The sequence below is a fragment of the Methylobacterium sp. E-066 genome, from assembly GCF_022829635.1.
GTDB lineage: Bacteria > Pseudomonadota > Alphaproteobacteria > Rhizobiales > Beijerinckiaceae > Methylobacterium.
The window spans coordinates 82314-99367 of the sequence record NZ_JAKSYO010000089.1; the positions used below are offsets into that span (position 1 = coordinate 82314).

At 69.1% G+C, this 17054-nt stretch carries 15 protein-coding genes and 2 tRNA genes; 10 read left to right on the forward strand and 7 right to left on the reverse strand.

Features of this window, described 5'->3' with window-relative positions:
- The first annotated feature begins 168 nt into the window (after window positions 1-168).
- The 5 genes from lon to MKL20_RS10835 all read left to right on the forward strand — a co-directional run bounded on the left by lon (window position 169) and on the right by MKL20_RS10835 (window position 4807).
- A complete protein-coding gene (gene lon / locus MKL20_RS10815; RefSeq protein WP_243964993.1) occupies window positions 169-2598 on the forward strand; it encodes an endopeptidase La in 2430 nt (809 codons plus the stop codon).
- Window positions 2599-2666: 68 nt separating this feature from the next.
- Complete coding sequence (locus tag MKL20_RS10820) at window positions 2667-3431, forward strand: aspartate/glutamate racemase family protein (protein WP_244036667.1); 765 nt, start codon at window positions 2667-2669, stop codon at window positions 3429-3431.
- A gap of 12 nt (window positions 3432-3443) precedes the next feature.
- A tRNA-Val gene (locus MKL20_RS10825) sits at window positions 3444-3519 on the forward strand.
- Between the two features lie 147 nt (window positions 3520-3666).
- A complete protein-coding gene (locus MKL20_RS10830) occupies window positions 3667-4554 on the forward strand; it encodes an acyltransferase (protein WP_244036668.1) in 888 nt (295 codons plus the stop codon).
- Entirely contained in the window at window positions 4547-4807 is a 261-nt protein-coding gene (locus MKL20_RS10835) for a hypothetical protein (RefSeq protein WP_244036669.1), read from the forward strand. Before MKL20_RS10830 ends, MKL20_RS10835 begins: the two co-directional genes overlap by 8 nt.
- Here MKL20_RS10835 and MKL20_RS10840 read toward each other — a convergent pair.
- Both MKL20_RS10840 and MKL20_RS10845 read right to left on the reverse strand, forming a co-directional pair.
- The gene (locus MKL20_RS10840) at window positions 4804-5709 is read right to left on the reverse strand and encodes an alpha/beta fold hydrolase (RefSeq protein WP_244036670.1); all 906 of its coding nucleotides are present in this window, start codon (window positions 5707-5709) and stop codon (window positions 4804-4806) included. The genes MKL20_RS10835 and MKL20_RS10840 overlap by 4 nt on opposite strands.
- Window positions 5710-6723, reverse strand: a complete 1014-nt coding sequence (locus MKL20_RS10845) for an SDR family oxidoreductase (protein WP_244036671.1) — start codon at window positions 6721-6723, stop codon at window positions 5710-5712.
- A gap of 252 nt (window positions 6724-6975) precedes the next feature.
- Between MKL20_RS10845 and selA the strand changes: the two genes are divergently transcribed.
- Both selA and MKL20_RS10855 read left to right on the forward strand, forming a co-directional pair.
- Window positions 6976-8433: an L-seryl-tRNA(Sec) selenium transferase gene (selA, locus tag MKL20_RS10850; protein WP_244036672.1), complete on the forward strand. Its 1458-nt coding sequence runs from the start codon at window positions 6976-6978 to the stop codon at window positions 8431-8433.
- Window positions 8434-8547: 114 nt separating this feature from the next.
- Entirely contained in the window at window positions 8548-9024 is a 477-nt protein-coding gene (locus MKL20_RS10855; RefSeq protein WP_244036673.1) for a MarR family winged helix-turn-helix transcriptional regulator, read from the forward strand.
- Between the two features lie 6 nt (window positions 9025-9030).
- Here the strand turns inward: MKL20_RS10855 and MKL20_RS10860 are convergent, their stop codons facing one another.
- The 5 genes from MKL20_RS10860 to MKL20_RS10880 form a co-directional block, all read right to left on the reverse strand.
- Window positions 9031-10374 carry a pentapeptide repeat-containing protein gene (locus tag MKL20_RS10860; RefSeq protein ID WP_244036674.1) on the reverse strand — a complete coding sequence of 448 codons (1344 nt, stop codon included), beginning with the start codon at window positions 10372-10374 and terminating at the stop codon, window positions 9031-9033.
- A 46-nt stretch (window positions 10375-10420) separates the two neighbouring features.
- Window positions 10421-12739 carry an FdhF/YdeP family oxidoreductase gene (locus MKL20_RS10865; RefSeq protein WP_244036675.1) on the reverse strand — a complete coding sequence of 773 codons (2319 nt, stop codon included), beginning with the start codon at window positions 12737-12739 and terminating at the stop codon, window positions 10421-10423.
- A 101-nt stretch (window positions 12740-12840) separates the two neighbouring features.
- Window positions 12841-13128, reverse strand: a complete 288-nt coding sequence (locus tag MKL20_RS10870) for an MTH1187 family thiamine-binding protein (protein ID WP_092043425.1) — start codon at window positions 13126-13128, stop codon at window positions 12841-12843.
- Between the two features lie 107 nt (window positions 13129-13235).
- A tRNA-Gly gene (locus MKL20_RS10875) sits at window positions 13236-13309 on the reverse strand.
- A 45-nt stretch (window positions 13310-13354) separates the two neighbouring features.
- Window positions 13355-14197, reverse strand: a complete 843-nt coding sequence (locus tag MKL20_RS10880) for a 3-keto-5-aminohexanoate cleavage protein (protein WP_244036676.1) — start codon at window positions 14195-14197, stop codon at window positions 13355-13357.
- Window positions 14198-14563: 366 nt separating this feature from the next.
- On the opposite strand from MKL20_RS10880, the gene aroQ reads away from it, so the two are divergent.
- The 3 genes from aroQ (at window position 14564) to pyrC (ending at window position 16943) form a co-directional block, all read left to right on the forward strand.
- Complete coding sequence (gene aroQ / locus MKL20_RS10885; protein ID WP_244036677.1) at window positions 14564-15016, forward strand: type II 3-dehydroquinate dehydratase; 453 nt, start codon at window positions 14564-14566, stop codon at window positions 15014-15016.
- A 132-nt stretch (window positions 15017-15148) separates the two neighbouring features.
- Window positions 15149-15850 (forward strand): orotate phosphoribosyltransferase, encoded by a 702-nt coding sequence (locus MKL20_RS10890; protein WP_243973326.1) that lies wholly within the window; start codon window positions 15149-15151, stop codon window positions 15848-15850.
- A gap of 13 nt (window positions 15851-15863) precedes the next feature.
- Window positions 15864-16943, forward strand: coding sequence for a dihydroorotase (pyrC, locus tag MKL20_RS10895; protein ID WP_244036678.1), 1080 nt, complete (start codon window positions 15864-15866; stop codon window positions 16941-16943).
- Window positions 16944-17054: the final 111 nt, after the last annotated feature.

Genomic DNA, 17054 nt, shown 5'->3' on the forward strand with positions numbered 1-17054 from the left:
CACCTCAGGCTCATCGCGGTGGCCGCTCGCTCCTTCGAGGAACGGTCCGCGTCGCCAGCCGCAAAGTTCACGACCATCCCGACCCTCGCGGCCCGGTCGGCCCCTGGCAGTCGGTTCGCCCCATCGCCGGGGGGACCGAAGCTGGGCGTCCCTGAGAGGAAGTCTCCTATGACACAATCGAAATCGCGCCAGCCGGTCGTCCCGGGCTCGACGGGCTCCTACGCTGTTCTCCCCCTGCGCGACATCGTCGTTTTCCCGCACATGATCGTGCCGCTGTTCGTCGGCCGTGAGAAGTCGATCCGCGCCCTCGAAGAGGCCGTGCGCACCGATCGCCACATCCTGCTCGCCACCCAGATCAACGCGGGCGACGACGATCCGGCCACCGACGCGATCTACAAGATCGGCACCCTCGCCTCGGTGCTGCAGCTCCTGAAGCTGCCCGACGGCACCGTGAAGGTGCTGGTCGAGGGCATCGGCCGCGCCAAGGTGACGGGCTTCACCCGCTCCGACGAGTATTACGAGGCCACCGCCGAGGCTCTGCACGACGAGCTCGGGGACCGCGTCGAGGCCGAGGCGCTCGCGCGCTCGGTGCTCTCGGAGTTCGAGAACTACGTCAAGCTCAACAAGAAGATCTCGCCCGAAGTCGTCTCGGCCGTGACCCAGATCGACGAGCCCTCGAAGCTCGCCGACACGATCGGCTCGCACCTGCTGGTCAAGATCTCCGACAAGCAGGGCATCCTGGAGACGCCCACGGTGGCGCAGCGCCTTGAGCGCGTGCTGTCGCTGATGGAGAGCGAGATCTCCGTGTTGCAGGTGGAGAAGCGCATCCGGACCCGCGTCAAGCGGCAGATGGAGAAGACCCAGCGCGAGTACTACCTCAACGAGCAGATGAAGGCGATCCAGAAGGAGTTGGGCGACTCCGAGGACGGCCGCGACGAGCTGGCCGAGCTCGAGGAGAAGATCGAGAAGACCAAGTTCACCAAGGAAGCCCGCGACAAGGCCACCGCCGAGCTGAAGAAGCTCCGGCAGATGTCGCCGATGTCCGCCGAGGCGACGGTGGTGCGCAACTATCTGGACTGGATGCTCGGAATCCCGTGGGGCAAGCGCTCGAAGATCAAGAAGGATCTGCTCGGCGCCCAGGTCCTTTTGGACAACGACCATTTCGGCCTGGACAAGGTCAAGGAGCGGATCGTCGAGTACCTCGCCGTGCAGCAGCGGGCGAACAAGCTCACCGGCCCGATCCTGTGCCTCGTCGGCCCCCCCGGCGTCGGCAAGACCTCGCTGGGCAAGTCCATCGCCCGGGCGACGGGTCGCGAGTTCGTGCGCATGTCGCTTGGCGGCGTGCGTGACGAGGCCGAGATCCGCGGTCACCGTCGGACCTATATCGGTTCGATGCCGGGCAAGATCGTCCAGTCGATGCGCAAGGCCAAGACCTCGAACCCGCTCATCCTGCTCGACGAGATCGACAAGATGGGCATGGATTTCCGCGGCGATCCGTCCGCGGCGCTCCTCGAGGTGCTGGATCCGGAGCAGAACGCCACCTTCAACGACCACTACCTGGAGGTGGATTACGACCTCTCGAACGTGATGTTCGTGACCACGGCCAACACCCTCAACATCCCCGGCCCGCTGATGGACCGGATGGAGGTGATCCGCATCGCCGGGTACACCGAGGAGGAGAAGGTCGAGATCGCGCGCAAGCACTTGATCCCGAATGCCCTGAAGAAGCACGGCCTCGGGACTCACGAGTGGTCGATCGATGACGACGGGTTGATGATGCTGGTCCGCCGCTACACGCGGGAGGCCGGCGTCCGTAACTTGGAGCGCGAGCTGTCCAACCTGATCCGCAAGGCGGTGAAGGAGATCCTGATCACCAAGACCAAGTCGGTCGCGGTGAACGTGGAGACTCTTCCTGTCTTCCTTGGCCCGCCGAAGTTCCGCTACGGCGAGATCGACGCCGACGATCAGGTCGGCGTGGTCACGGGTCTGGCCTGGACCGAGGTCGGTGGCGAGTTGCTGACGATCGAGGGGGTCATGATGCCCGGCAAGGGCAAGATGACCGTCACAGGCAACCTGAAGGACGTGATGAAGGAGTCGATCTCGGCGGCCGCATCCTATGTGCGCTCGCGGGCGATCGATTTCGGGATCGAGCCGCCGCTGTTCGAGCGTCGCGACATCCACGTCCACGTGCCGGAGGGTGCGACCCCGAAGGACGGGCCGTCCGCCGGCATCGCCATGGCCACCGCCATCGTCTCGACGCTGACCGGCATCGCCGTCCGCCGCGACATCGCGATGACCGGCGAGGTGACGCTGCGTGGTCGGGTCCTGCCGATCGGTGGCCTGAAGGAGAAGCTGCTGGCAGCGCTCCGCGGCGGCATCAAGACGGTGCTGATCCCCGAGGAGAACGCCAAGGACATCGCCGAGGTGCCCGACAGCGTGAAGAACGGGCTGGAGATCATCCCGGTCTCCCGGATGGATCAAGTGCTGGAGAAGGCCCTGGTGCGCGTGCCGGTCGCCATCGAGTGGGAGGAGCCCCTGCCGGTGGCTGCTAAGCCCGCCCGGACGGACGAGGAAGGCGCGGCGTTCATCGCCCACTGACCGACCCGTGACGTGACGATCGTAGCCCCCGGAGCCTGCTCCGGGGGCTTTTTCGTGGGGAGAGCCTGGTGAAGAAGCGCATCCTGCTGATCAACCCGAACACCAGCCAGGCGGTGACCGACCTCGTCGCCGGGCATGTGCGAAGTCAGATCGGGGATCGAGCGGAGCTGCGGGCGGTGACGGGTCGCTTCGGGGCCCGTTACATCGCGAGCCGCGCGGCCTCGGTGATCGCAGGCCACGCCGCCCTCGACGCCCTGGCCGAGCACGGCGACGGTTGCGATGCGGTCTACCTCGCCTGCTTCGGGGATCCCGGCCTGTTCGCCCTGCGGGAGCTGTCCCCGGTCCCGGTGATCGGCATGGCCGAGGCCGCTTGCCGCGAGGCCGCCGCCGCGGGCCGATTCGGCATCGTCACCGGCGGTGCGGCCTGGGAGCCGATGCTCCGGGAATTCGTCGGCACGCTCGGCCTGTCCAACCGCCTCGCGGCGATCAGGACGGTCGCCCCGAGCGGCGGTGCGATCGCCGAAGACCCGGACCGCGCCCTCTCCGCCCTAGCTCAGGCATGCCGCGACTGCCACGAAGCCGGCGCGGCCAAGGTGATCCTCGGCGGCGCGGGCCTCGCGGGCCTCGCCCAGCGTCTCACTTCGCAGGTCCCGTGCCCGTTGATCTGCTCGGTGGAAGCCGGCACCCGCGCGGTTCTCGCCGCCGCCGCTGCTCCTCCGGAGCCGTCGGCGCGCCCGACCCCCATGGAGAGCATCGGCCTTGCGCCCACGCTCACCCGCCGGCTCGCCGCCCCTGACGGAGCCCTCTTGCCTCACACCGACCCCATGCCGTAACGGTCGGCCGCCGGGCGGTTAGCTCAGTTGGTAGAGCGTCTCCTTTACACGGAGAGGGTCGGGGGTTCGAGTCCCTCACCGCCCACCAGCGCTGGCCGAAATCTGATCCGGGGCGAGGTCGCATCGGGAACCGGCGTAGACGGCGTGCTTCACCCGAGTTTCTGACGCTCGCGATCGATCCGCGCTGCCCTCACACTACATACCCGCGTCTGAGTGATGTGCCCGGAGATGTCGTGTGCCTGTGCGTCTGTTGAACAACGGCAATAACAAGATCCAGATCGCGCAGGATTTCCTGGACAAGTCCGATGGGACGATCACCATCAACGGCGATGGCAGCCATGTGTTGATCGGGGATGGGGCCAATGCGTTCGAGCGGATGTCGCTCACCTGCGGGCCGAGCTCCACCGTCCATATCGGGCACGGCGTGCGCTTGGCGTCCGTGCAGATCTATGTCTGCCCGCATTCGAAGCTGCTGATCGGGCATCACAGCGCGTTTGCCAACGAGGGTCAGGTCTTCGTCCATGAGACGAAGCCGATCACCATCGGGCACAATTGCCTGATCTCGGAGGGCGTCAATTTCTGGGTGAGCGACGCCCATTCGATCATCGATCTGGATTCCGGCCGGCGGATCAACCCGTCCCGGCCGATCCATGTCGGCCACCGGGTCTGGCTCGGCCGCAATGTCAGCGTGTTCAAGGGCGCGCATATCGGCGATGGCGCGATCATCGGGGCTCAGTCGATCGTCAGCGGCGTGATCCCGGGCAACACCCTGGCCTACGGGTCGCCAGCCCGGGTCGTGCGCGAGAACGTCAGCTGGGACATCAACCTGCTCCCCGATGACGGGTCCGATCCCGGCCTGTCACGCGAGAAGCCGCGGCCGGCCGATGGCTCGTCCCGGGCAGCGGATGGTCAACTCGCCCTGGCCGAGGCGAACTACCGGACGGAGGCGGTCCAGACCGTGCTGGCGGCGGTCCTCGCCTGCCAGAGCTGGCGCGGTTTGAACCGCAAGAAGTTCCGGCGGTTGATCGGCGAGGCCAGCAGCGCGATTCCTGACGAGGGACCGGCCTCGGTGCAGCACGCGGTCCTGCTCGCCGAAGCCCGCAAGGTCCTGTGGCTTGGGTGAGCGCCCCTCCGCACCGTCGGTCCACTATGTCGGCTTCCGGGACGACCGCTACTGGAACGCGGTTCGCATTTTCGGCGGCCCGCGGGTGATCCATCGGCGCTGGGATTTCTACGCCAGCCGCGATGTCGGGCCGGGCGACGTGGTGATCTTCGCCGAGGGCGACGAGACCCAGCCACTGGCCGATCGCAACGCCACCGATATCGACGAGCGCTGGCTGCTCGGGCCTCGCCCGGATCCACGCGGGGACGACTAACGCCCGATCGACAGGGCCGCGCGCACGACCGCGTCGGAGTGGGTATGCGGGAACATGTGCCCGGCCCCGGGCAGCATCTCCAGCGTCGCCGTCGGGATCATCCGGGCGGCTGCGGCCCCGTGGAGGTAGGAATTCACCACGATGTCGGCGCCGCCGCACAGGATGCGCGTGGGAGCCCGGAGGTTCGGGTAGCGCATTGCGCTGCGGGACAGCGCCGGCCAGAGCCAGGCGGCATCCTCGCCCTCGGCGGTGATCTGCGCGGCGCGGCCGGCCAGCGCGAACGGAAAATTCTGGCGGAAGCGCTGCGGCATCGCCTGGGGCAGGAACATGGCGTGCCAGAGCAGGGGCAGCAGCGCCGGATCGCTCGATGCATGCAGGATGCGGGTCAGGAGATCGCCGCCCGGCGGCAGCGCCCGCGGCCCGAACAGCAGGTGCTCCAGACGCAGCTCCGGGAAGCAGATTGGCGCCAGGGCGACGATGCCGGCGATCTCGTCCGGGTAGAGCATCCCGTAGGCCAGCGCGACCGCGCCGCCGAACGAATGGCCGAGGATCACTGGACGCTTCAAACCCAAGCGCTGGACCGCGTCTCGGATGCGCGCGGCCTGGTCCCAGATGTCGGCGCCGCGTCCCCGCGGTCGCAGGCTGAAGCCGTGGCCGGGCCGGTCGACGGCGACCACCCGAAAATGCCCGGCCAGGGCCGGCACCGGCCCGAGCCATTGGTCCTCCAGGCACATCAGCGTGCCGTGGATCGCCACGAGATCGGGGCCAGAGCCGGTCTCGGCATACGCGATGGTCCGGTCGTCCGGCAGGTGGACGAACCGGCGCGGAACGATGCGGGAATCGGCCTGCTCGTCCCGCGTCGGCTGGGCCGGACCCGGGAGGGTACGCGCGGCGAGGGCCAATTACAGGCGCTTCCTGCGGCTGGGCGCGGTCCCGATCAGCGCCAGGGCCGCCACCGTGCCGACTCCGAGCAGCCCGGCCGCCGTGGCGAGCGGGTGCAGGCTCGCCCGGGTGTAGGCGCTGGTGCGCATCACGTAGACGGGCGGGTCGCCGCGGGTGGCACCGGCCGAGACCGGCGCGTGCAAGGCTCCGGCCGGGTCGCGGGGCGGGATCCCGCGCTTCTGCATCGCGATGATCGCCGGACCCATGTAATCGTAGGCGCCCGGGGCGAATTCCTTGCCGGCGACGAAGGCCTTGCCGGCGCCGCCGACGAAGATGTCGCGCTGCGGATGCACCGCCGCGTGCAGGATCGCGTTGGCGACCTCCTCGGGCGGGTAGATCGGCGGCGGCAGGCTCGGCTCGCGGTCCATGTAGTTGCGGGCGCGCTGCGGCAGCGGCGTGTCGATCGAGGCCGGCTTGACCAGCGTCACGGAGATCGGCGCATCCTCGACCATCAGCTCCATGCGCAAAGCGTCGGTGAAGCCCTTCACCGCGTGCTTCGAGGCCGCGTACATGCCCTGGAACGGGAAGGCGAGGTCGGAGGCGATGCTGCCGACATTGATCAGCGCGCCGCCCTGCTGGTGCAGATGCTCCACGGCGACCAGCGACCCGTAGATCGTGCCCCAGAGATTGGTCTGGATCAGGCGCTGATGGTCTTCGTCGCTGATCTCGCGCAGGCGGCCGTAGATCGAGGCGCCCGCGACGTTGACCCAGGTGTCGAAGCCACCGAACGTCGCGATCGCCCGGTCGGCGATGGCCTGGACGTCGGCGCGGTTGCCGACATCGGCGACTACGTGGAGCGCTTTGCCGCCGACGCCCTCGATCTCAGCTTGAATTTTGGCCAAGGCGTCGCCGCTGCGGGCGGCCAGTACGACCCGGGCGCCGCGCTCCGCCGCCATCCGGGCGGTCGCGAGGCCGATCCCGGACGACGCGCCGGTGATCACCACGACCTGCTCGCTGAGCGGCTTATGCTTCATCGGTCTTCCCCGTCCGCGTCCACGCTCAGGGGTAGTCGCCCGACGGGCTGCCTGGTTCCGGATCGGCCACGGGTGATCGCGTCGCAGGCGCTAGAGCCGGCTGCTGGGACAGTCCGGTGCAGTAGAGACATCATCTCTCAGCCAGCCGGGCCCAACAGCCTGACCGACCGGCCGCCCGGTGCCAATCCTGCGGGGATCGCACCCCGAGCCGGGCTGGTCCTGCGCGCGGGCGTCGTTATCTCTCTGCGCTACATGACACGCTCCGCAGCACCCCGACCGACCCTCGAAGACGCCGCGGAGGCCCCGCGCCGGATCCCCTCCGTGGAGCGCCTCGTCGGCGGGGCCCCGGACGAAATTCTCGCCGCCTTTGGGCGCACGGCCGTCACGGAGGCGGTGCGCACCATCCTCGCCGGGATCCGCTCGGAGGGCGGCCCGGTGCCGGACGAGGCGGCGATCCGGTCCGCGGCGTCGGAAAAACTTGCGGCGGAACGGCAGTCGTCGCTGCGGCCGGTCTTCAACCTCACCGGCACGGTGCTGCACACCAATCTCGGCCGGGCGCTCCTCCCGCGCTCCGCCGCGGAGGCGGTGGCCGCCGTGATGGTGCAGGCGAGCAACCTCGAATTCGATCTCGCCACCGGCTCCCGGGGCGAGCGCGACGACCATGTGGAAGGGCTGATCTGCCGCCTGACCGGGGCCGAGGCCGCTATCGTCGTCAACAACAACGCCGCCGCGGTCCTGCTGGTGCTGAACGCGCTCGCCATGCGCAAGGAGGTGGTGGTCTCCCGCGGCGAACTCGTGGAGATCGGCGGCTCGTTCCGGGTGCCCGACGTGATGGCCCGGGCCGGCTGCCGGCTGCGCGAGGTCGGTACCACCAACCGCACCCATCTGCGCGACTTCGCCGAGGCGATCGGCCCGCGCACCGGCCTCGTCATGAAGGTGCATCCGAGCAATTACGCGATCACCGGCTTCACCGCCGAGGCGGAGCCGATGGCGCTCCACGCCCTCTGCCGCGAGCACGGCGTGCCGCTGGCGGAGGATCTTGGCAGTGGCAGCCTGGTCGACCTCGCCGCCTACGGCCTGCCGCCCGAGCCCACCGTTCGGGCGGCCCTGGCCCGGGCGGATGTGGTCACCTTCAGCGGCGACAAGCTGCTCGGCGCCGTCCAGTGCGGGATCGTGGCCGGGCGCAAGGACCTGATCGCCCGGGTCCGCAAGAACCCACTGAAGAGGGCCCTGCGGGTCGACAAGATGACCTACGCCGCCCTGGAGGCGGTGCTGCGCCTCTACCTCTACCCCGAGCGGCTGGCGGAGGAACTGCCGACCCTGCGCCTGCTCACTCGCCCACGGGCGGCGATCGACGCGCAGGCTCGGGCCATGGCGCCCGCGGTCGCCGAGCGGGTTGCCGGCTGGGCCAATGTCTCGGTGGCGGAGTGCATCAGCCAGATCGGCTCCGGCGCGCTGCCGGTGGAGACCCTGCCCAGCGCCGCCCTGGTGCTGGCGCCGGAGGGCGAGGGCGGGCGCCGCGGCGCCGGGGGGCGCTGCAAGCGCTTGGCCGAACGCCTGCGCGGATTGCCGGTGCCGGTGATCGGCCGCATCAGCGGCGATGCCATCGTGCTCGACCTGCGTACGCTGGAGGACGAAGCCGGGTTCTTGAACAGCCTATCGAACTTGTCATCGCCAGGTGACGGAGCGTCCGGGCGCCGTGGTTGTTGAGAAAGGGCTGGTCGCGCAGGAGCTTGCGCGCGTGGTGAGCGTGTTATGCTAGGATGACCAACCCGCGGTCGCGGTGCGAGACAAGCGGCACTCGGACCGCGATGGGCGAGACACATGTCGTATACAGTGGACACGGTCGAGACGGAGCACGTGACGGATCCGCTCCTGCTCGACAACCAGCTTTGCTACGCGCTCTACGCGGCCGCGCACCGGATGACGAAGTCTTACCGCCCGCTCCTGGAGCGGCTCGGCCTGACCTATCCGCAATATCTCGTCCTACTGGTGCTGTGGGAGCAGGACGGCGTGACGGTCTCGGAGATCGGCCGGCGGCTGCGGCTCGATTCCGGGACGCTCACGCCGGTTCTGAAGCGGCTGGAGAGCGCGGGCTTCCTGGTCCGGACCCGGCGTCAATCCGACGAGCGCGAGGTCGAGATCGCGTTGACCCCGCAGGGCGCTGCTCTGCGCTCAGAGGCCGTGACGGTGCGCGAGAGCGTGATGTGCCAGCTGGAACTCAGCGAGCCGGAGATCCAGGCCCTGCGCAAGGATCTCGGAATCCTGATCGAGCGGCTGAACGGCAACGGCAACGACTGACGGATTTCACCGGCGCAGGCGGTTGCCCAGCACGAAGCCGTAGAGCCCCATCAGGATGATGCCGACCGCGCCTTCCAGGCCGACCAGCAGGTTGGTGACCCGCCCGGTCGGCTTGAGGCCGATGTCCGGCGGGTTGGCGGTCATCATGTTGAGCGCACTGTAGCTCATCAGGTCGATGGGGTTGTAGGTCGGCCCCGCCTCAGGACCCTCCAGCACGATCAGGCCGCCCGTGAGCCCATAGAGGCCGGCGAACACGACGATCAGGAGCGCGAAGGCTCGGGCGATGCGCGACAGGCTCTCGCCGTAATCGCACAGCCATTCGACGAAGCGGTCGGCGGTCCAGCGGTAGCCGTGGCGCAGGATTCCGGCCCCGTCGCGCCCGGCCCAGGCGGCGCGCGCCTGCGCTCCGGCATGGAAGCGGCCCATCCGGCGGCCGCGCTTGTAGGCCCAGCTCGCCGCATCGTGGTTGCCGATGCTCTTCCAGTTCTGCTCCAGGGCGAGGTAGCTCGCCTGCGCCAGCTCGTAGGCGCCCGCCACTTCTTCGCCCACGGCGCCGCCGAGCTGCTCGACACTCATCCGGGTGCCGTTGAGCCAGGCGCCGGCGAAGCGGGCATGCCGCAGCCGGCAGGTGGCAAGGTTGAGCCGGACGAGGTCGGTATCCGACAGATCCGCGCCGGACAGGTCGGCGCCGTCGAGCTTCGCCCCGGTGAACTTGGCGCCGCGCAGGCGCGAGCCCGCCAGCGACGCCTTGGTCAGGCTGGCGCCCTCGAAATCGGCATGGGTCAGGTTGGCATCGGCGAGCTTGGCTTCGTCGAGCCGCGCGTCGCGGAACACGGTGTCGTCCGCGTCAGCGCCGGAGAAATCCGCGCCCCAGAGGTCGGCCTCGGTAAAATTCGCCCCGTCCAGAAGCGCCCCCGACAGGTCGGCGAAGCGCATCGCCGCCTGGCCGAAGCGGGCATCCTCCAGCATGGCGGACGCGAATTTGACCTGACCCGCCGTGACGCCGGCGAAGTCTGCTCCCGACAGGTCGGCCTCCGACAAGTCGGCCTCCTCCAGGATCGCACCGACGAAGCGGGTCGAGCGCCCGACAGCGCCGGTGAGGCTCGCCCGGCGCAGATTGGCGCCCGACAGGTCGGCCTCCTCCATGCGGGCGCGGGACAGGTCGGCCCCGGCAAGCGGAAGGCCGCCCGATTCCGCGTCGGCCGGCGCGGTCCCGCCGGCAAGCGCGGCGCCGCTCGCATCCACATGCGCGAGGTCAAGGCCCGGCTCGCGGACGGGCGTGCCGGCCGCGATCAGGTCCAGGAGCCCGCGCAGGCGCGGCTCCACGTCTCGGGGCGTGACCTGATCCATCCGGGCTCTTTGCCGGAGGGAACGGCGGCGCGCCAGATGGCTCGGATCAGGTCCTCGGCATCGACGCGCTCACCCGCACGGTGATCGCCTTGGCGGCGGGGGTCTTGGACTGCTCGTCGTGGTGCCAGAGCGGCAGCAGGACGTTCAATTCCGGGTAGTAGCCGCCACAGTTTCCCGGCGGGATGTCGTAGGCGATCACCCGCAGGCCGCCGACGCGCCGCGTAACCGCATCGCCGGCCACCGCCTCGACATCGACGGAGCCGCCATCCTTCAGCCCGAGCCGGGTGATGTCCGCCCGGTTCATGAACAGGATGTCCCGGGTGCCCTTCACGCCCCGGAAGCGGTCGTCGTAGCCGTAGACCGTGGTGTTGAACTGGTCGTTCGAGCGCAGCGTGATCAGATCGAGCACGTCCGGGCCATGCGCCGGCAGGTCGGGATCGGCCTCCAGCCCCTCCGGCACCGCGAAGTTCGCCTTGCCGGTGTCGGTCTCCCATCTCCGGTCGCGGGCGCCGAGCGGCTTGGTGATCCCGCCGGGGCGGAACATCTGTCCGTTTAGGTCGTGGAACACCTTCGGGTAGGTCGCCTCGATCGCGTCGCGCACGCGGGCATAATCGGCAACCCAGGCATCCCAGTCGATCCGCGGGTTATGCGGCAGCGCCGCCTTGGCGATCTCGGCCACGATCCAGGGCTCGGAGCGCACCTCCGGGCCGACCGGATCGGACACGCCGCGGGACCCGTGGAAGCGGGCGGTGGAATCCTCCATCGAGACCGCCTGCGGCCCGCTCGCCTGTTGGTCGATCTCGATCCGGCCGAGGCAGGGCAGCATGTAGGCGACCGTGCCGTTGACCAGATGCGAGCGGTTGAGCTTGGTCGAGATCTGCACCGTCAGACGCTGCCGGCGCCAGGCCGGCTCCATCCGGCCGGTATCGGGGATCGCACGCAAAAAGTTGCCGCCGAGGCTGACGAAGGCCCGGACGCTGCCGTCGAGGATGCCCTCGCAGGTCTCGACCGTGTTCAGGCCCTTCTCCCGCGGCGGCTCGAAATCGTAGAGTTCCTTCAGCTTGTCGAGCGGCGCCAGCTCCGGCTTCTCTGTGATGCCGACCGTGCGCTGGCCCTGCACATTCGAATGGCCGCGCACAGGGCAGATCCCGGCGCCGGGCTTGCCGATATTGCCGCGCAGCAGCAATAGGTTCACCAGCATCCGCACGGTCTCGGTGCCCTTGCGGTGCTGGGTCAGCCCCATCCCGTAGATGCCGATCACCGCCTTGGCGCGGGCATAGGCCCCGGCCGCGGCTTCGAGGGCCGGGCGGGTAAGGCCGGAGCGCCGCTCAATCGCCGCCCAATCCGCGCGATCGCAGAACGCCACGAACGCGTCGAAGCCGTGGGTGTGCTCGGCGATGAAGGCGTGGTCGAGGATGGCGGGCTTGCCCGACGCGGTGGCGTCCCGGTCCATGGCGAGCAAGGATTTGCACAACCCGGTGATCGCCGCGAGGTCGCCCCCGGCTTTGACCTGGTGATACTGCGTCGAGATCTTGGTGGCCGAGCGCGTCAGCATCTCCACCGGCGATTGCGGGTTGGTGAAGCGTTCCAGCCCGCGCTCGCGCAGCGGGTTGAAGGTGATGATCTGCGCCCCCCGGCGCCGCGCCTCCTGGAGCGGGTGGAGCATCCGCGGCGCGTTCGAGCCGACATTCTGGCCGAAAAAGAAGATCAGGTCGGTCGACTCGAAATCCTCCAGCAGGACCGTGCCGACCGGCGCACCGATCGATTGCGGCAGAGCAACCGAGGTCGGCTCGTGGCACATGTTGGAGGAGTCCGGCAGGTTGTTGTTGCCGTAGAGGCGCGCCAGCAGCGCCCACATGTAGCTGGTCTCCAGCGAGGCCCGGCCGGAGGCGTAGAACACCGCCGATTTCGGGTCCTCTTCGCGCAGCGCCTTCAGCTCCCGCCCGATCTCGGCAAATGCCTCGCCCCAGGAGACCGGCCGGTACCGGTCGGTCTCGGGATCGTAGCGCATGGGATGCGTCAGGCGGCCCTGCTCCTCAAGGGCGTAATCGCTCCAGCCGAGCAGCTCGGTGACGGTGTGGGCGGCGAAGAAGTCCGGGGTCGCCCGCCGCCGGGTCTGCTCCCAGGCGGTGGCCTTGGCGCCGTTCTCGCAATACTCGAAGGCCAGAGGCTTGGCCGGCTTCGCCCAGGCGCAGGACACGCACATGAACCCGTCCGGCTTGTTCTGCTTCAGCAGCATGGCCGAGCCGGTGACCGGAACACCCTCGCGGGTCAGAATCTCGACCAGCGAGCGGGCCGAGCCCCAGCCGCCCGCCGGGCTGTCATAGGGCTCGATCCGCACGTCGCCGGTGTTCTGCTCGGTCATGCCGCTCTCCTCCCGGCACCCTGGTGTCCGGACCGGAGGGAACGCACGAGGATGCGGGTCGGATCACGGGCGCGTCACCGCGGCGCCTCGAGCGGCGGCCCTCAGGAGACGGCCGCGAGCTTGTCGGCCATGGATTGCTCCTTGTCCCGGCGGGTCGAGAAGATCAGCGTGAAGAAGGTCCGCTCGACGCCGAGTTCGGCGAGGCGGGCCTCGCAGCGCTCCGCCAGGGCGCAGACCTCCGACAACTCGGCCTCGATGTTGGTCCCGTTCGGATGCATCGTGGCGGTCAGGCCGCTCGCCTCGATGATCGCCTTGATCTCGCGCACGTAGGGCGAGACCGACGGGCCGACGCCCATCGGTACGATGCACAGGTCGGCGGATACCTTCATGGTGATGCTTCCCTAGAAGCCGGGACGCGCCGCACTCGACGGGGCGACGGATACGAACGGGATGGGGGCGCCTGCCGGGGCTCCGCCGCCTTGATGTGAGGCAGGCGTGGAGCGGGTACCGGGAATCGAACCCGGGTATTCAGCTTGGAAGGCTGCTGCTCTACCATTGAGCTACACCCGCGCGGGCGGACCGTTAGCACGCCGTCCGGCCCGTGAGAAGACGGTCTCAGCCCAGTCCCAGCGCGGCCCGCGCCTCGGCCGGGCTCGCAACCTGGCGGCCGTGGCGGCGGACTGCATCGGCGGCGAGGGTGACCAGCTCGGCGTTGCTCGCCGCCAGCCGGTCCTTCGTGACCCGGATGTTATCCTCCAGGCCGGTGCGGACCGCGTCGGCGCCGCGGGCGAGCGCCCAGTCCATGACGATGGCTTGGTTTCGGCCGATCCCGGCGGCGGTCCAGGTGGCCTCGGGCAGGATCCGACGGGTCTCGGCGAGCAGGATGTCGAGGAGGTGCTCCTCGGCCGGCATCGCGTTCTGGACGCCCATCACGAACTGCACGTGCGGGCGCGCGTCGATCAGGCCGGCCTCGATGAGCCGCTTGGCCCCGTGCAGGTGCGACAGGTCGAAGATCTCGATCTCGGGCCGCACGCCATACTGCTTCATCTGGCCGGCGAGGTCGGTCACGAGGCTGGCGCTGTTCTCGTACACGATGGTCGGGAAGTTCACCGAGCCGGTGGAGAGCGAGGCCATGTCGGGCCGGTGCTTGAGCGAGAGCCCCCGGGCCGCAGGATCGCGCCCGCGCCCGCCGGTGGAGAACTGTACGACCATCCCGGGGCAGTGCTTGCGCAGCCCCTCCTGCACGGCGGCGAACTTGTCGGGGTCCGAGGAGGGCGACTCGTCGTCGTTGCGCACGTGGATATGGGCCAGGGTCGCGCCCGCCTCGAAGGCCTGCCGGGTCGATTCGATCTGCTCGGCCACGGTGATCGGCACGGCCGGGTTGTCTGTCTTGCGCGGCACCGAGCCGGTGATCGCCACCGCGATCACCACGGGCGCTTCGCTCGGGGATCCTGCCATCGCATCTTCTCCCTGATCGTTCGGCTGGTTCGAGACCGGGATAGCGCCGCACGTGGGGAAACTGAACCGCCGAGGCGGGGATAGGACGCCCGGGGCGGGACATCTCGGGGCCGGTGACAGGGCGAATGTGGGGACGTGTTTGACGCTCACCCAACGCACGGCCACAACGGGGCGAACTGACCCGCGCCCTCATCCTGGGGTGCCGAAGCGTAGCGGAGGCCTCCAGCCTGCCGCGCGATTTCCTGGGAGGCTCCTTCGAGGCTCGCTGCGCGCATCTCAGGATGAGGGCGTGGGTGGGAGCAAGCGAACGAAGGTCTCAGCGCATCGGGGCTTGGAGGCTGGCCGCAGAGGGCGGCGAGGAAAGCGATGATCGACACCGTCCTGGTCCTGAACGGGCCGAACCTGAACCTCCTCGGCAAGCGGCAGCCGGAGATCTACGGGCGCGAGACCCTGGCCGATGTCGAGGCCCTGTGCCGCGAGACCGCCGCCGGCTTCGGGCTCAATGTGGATTTCCGCCAGAGCAACGCCGAGCACGCGCTGATCGACGCGATCCACGCCTTCCGGGTCGAGTCCGCCGGCATCGTGATCAACGCCGGCGCCTACACCCACACCTCGGTGGCGATCCTCGACGCACTTAACACCTGCGAGGTACCGGTGATCGAGTGCCATATCTCGAACGTCCACCGGCGCGAGGCGTTTCGCCATCACTCCTACGTGTCTCTCGCCGCGACCGCAGTGCTGGCTGGCTTCGGCACGCATGGCTACGCCCTGGCGATCCGGCATCTGGCGGAGCTTCGGGCCGGGGCCGGCGCAGCCTGAGCGGCGGATAGCGTCAGCTTCAGGGTTGACGCTGGCGGAGACAGGGCGGAGGAGACCGGTCAGGCCTTCCCATCCTCGCGCTCTTCCAGGCCGGCCCCGGCGGAGAGTGCCCCAGCGGAGCGCGCACGCCGCATGACCACGTCGTTCCTGCCCATCGACCGGACGCTGATCGCCCGCGAGGCGGCCAAGATGTTCCTTGAGATCCAGGCCGTCCATTTTTACAAGGACGAGCCGTTCAAGTTCACGTCCGGGTGGGCCAGCCCGGTCTATATCGACTGCCGCAAGATCATCTCGTTCCCGCGCCTGCGCTCAACGCTGATCGACTTCGCCGCCTCCACGATCGTGCGCGAGATCGGCTACGAGTCGCTCACCCATATCGCGGGCGGCGAGACCGCCGGCATCCCGTTCGCCGCCTGGATCGCCGACCGGCTGATGCTGCCGATGCAGTACGTCCGCAAGAAGCCCAAGGGGTTCGGCCGCAATGCGCAGATCGAGGGCGAGGTGGTCGAGGGCGCCCGGACCCTGCTGGTCGAGGATCTCGCCACCGACGGGCGCAGCAAGGTCAATTTCTGCCAGGCTTTGCGGGACGCCGGCGCCAACGTCGATCACTGCTTCGTGCTGTTCTACTACGACATCTTCCCCGGCAGCGCCGCCCTGATGCAGGAGATCGGCATCAAGCTGCACTACCTCACCACTTGGTGGGACGTGCTGGCGGTGGCCAAGGAGATGGGCACCTTCGACGCCAACACCCTGGCCGAGGTCGAGCGCTTCCTCAACGCGCCGGCGGAGTGGTCGGCGGCCCATGGCGGCATCGCGTCCTTCGGTCAGGGCTGAGGAGTTTTTCGCGATGGGCGTGGCCGAGCTGTTTCCCGCCGAGCGCCAGGAGGCGAAGCCGGCCGACCGGATCACGATCCGCCGGCCGGACGACTGGCACATCCACCTGCGCGACGGCGCAATGCTGAAGGCGGTGCTGCCCTACACGGCAGCCCAGTTCGCCCGGGGCATCATCATGCCGAACCTGGTGCCGCCAGTCACGACCGTGGCGGCCGCGCGCGCCTATCGCGAGCGGATCCTGGCCGCGCTGCCGGACGGGATGGACTTCACCCCGCTGATGACCTGCTATCTGCGGGACGATACCGACCCGGACGAGATCGAGCGGGGTTTTGCGGAGAAGGTCTGGATCGCGGCCAAGCTCTACCCGGCGGGCGCCACGACGAACTCGCATGCGGGCGTCACCGACCTGATCGGGCTCGCGCCCGTGCTGGAGCGGATGGAGCGGATCGGCATGCCGCTCCTGATCCACGGCGAGGCGACCGACCCGGAGATCGACATCTTCGACCGCGAGGCCGCCTTCATGGAGGGCAGCCTGATCCCGCTGCTCGCCCGGCACCAGGGCCTGAAGGTCACCGTCGAGCACGCCACCACGGCCGAGATCCTCGACGTGGTCCGGGCCAACCGGACCCGCGTGGCGGCCACGATCACGCCCCACCACCTCGTCATCAACCGCACCCACATCTTCCAGGGCGGCCTGCGCCCGCACCTCTACTGCCTGCCGGTGGCCAAGCGCGAGCGGCACCGCCTGGCCCTGCGCGCGGCCGCGACCTCGGGTGAGGCCTGCTTCTTCCTCGGCACCGACACGGCCCCGCATGTCCGCGGCGCCAAGGAGGCGTCCTGCGGCTGCGCCGGCGTGTTCTGCGGCCCGAGTGCCCTGCAGACCTACGTGCAGGTCTTCGACGAGGAGGGCGCGCTCGATAGATTCGAGGCCTTCGCGTCGCTGAACGGCGCGCGCTTCCACGGGCTCGAGCCCAACGCGGCGACCGTCACCCTCGAGCGCCGGGAGAGCCGCGTGATCGAGGCGGTGGCCGTGGAGGACACCGCCGTGGTGGTGTTCCGGGGGGATGAGACGCTGCCTTGGGCGGTGGTCTGATAAGGCGCCGATAGGAGCTCGCACCGGCCCCACCGTCATTGCGAGCGGAGCGAAGCAACCCAGGGAAACGCCACATTCGGCGCGCGCGCGCTGCCCTGGGTTGTTTCGCTA

What these genes read in the sequence shown, in the direction of transcription:
- lon (WP_243964993.1), top strand. Translation starts at nt 169, where the DNA reads ATGACACAATCGAAATCGCGCCAGCCGGTCGTCCCGGGCTCGACGGGC.
- MKL20_RS10845 (WP_244036671.1), bottom strand. Translation starts at nt 6,723, where the DNA reads ATGAAGCATAAGCCGCTCAGCGAGCAGGTCGTGGTGATCACCGGCGCG.
- selA (WP_244036672.1), top strand. Translation starts at nt 6,976, where the DNA reads ATGACACGCTCCGCAGCACCCCGACCGACCCTCGAAGACGCCGCGGAG.
- MKL20_RS10855 (WP_244036673.1), top strand. Translation starts at nt 8,548, where the DNA reads ATGTCGTATACAGTGGACACGGTCGAGACGGAGCACGTGACGGATCCG.
- MKL20_RS10860 (WP_244036674.1), bottom strand. Translation starts at nt 10,374, where the DNA reads ATGGATCAGGTCACGCCCCGAGACGTGGAGCCGCGCCTGCGCGGGCTC.
- MKL20_RS10865 (WP_244036675.1), bottom strand. Translation starts at nt 12,739, where the DNA reads ATGACCGAGCAGAACACCGGCGACGTGCGGATCGAGCCCTATGACAGC.
- MKL20_RS10870 (WP_092043425.1), bottom strand. Translation starts at nt 13,128, where the DNA reads ATGAAGGTATCCGCCGACCTGTGCATCGTACCGATGGGCGTCGGCCCG.
- MKL20_RS10880 (WP_244036676.1), bottom strand. Translation starts at nt 14,197, where the DNA reads ATGGCAGGATCCCCGAGCGAAGCGCCCGTGGTGATCGCGGTGGCGATC.
- aroQ (WP_244036677.1), top strand. Translation starts at nt 14,564, where the DNA reads ATGATCGACACCGTCCTGGTCCTGAACGGGCCGAACCTGAACCTCCTC.
- MKL20_RS10890 (WP_243973326.1), top strand. Translation starts at nt 15,149, where the DNA reads ATGACCACGTCGTTCCTGCCCATCGACCGGACGCTGATCGCCCGCGAG.
- pyrC (WP_244036678.1), top strand. Translation starts at nt 15,864, where the DNA reads ATGGGCGTGGCCGAGCTGTTTCCCGCCGAGCGCCAGGAGGCGAAGCCG.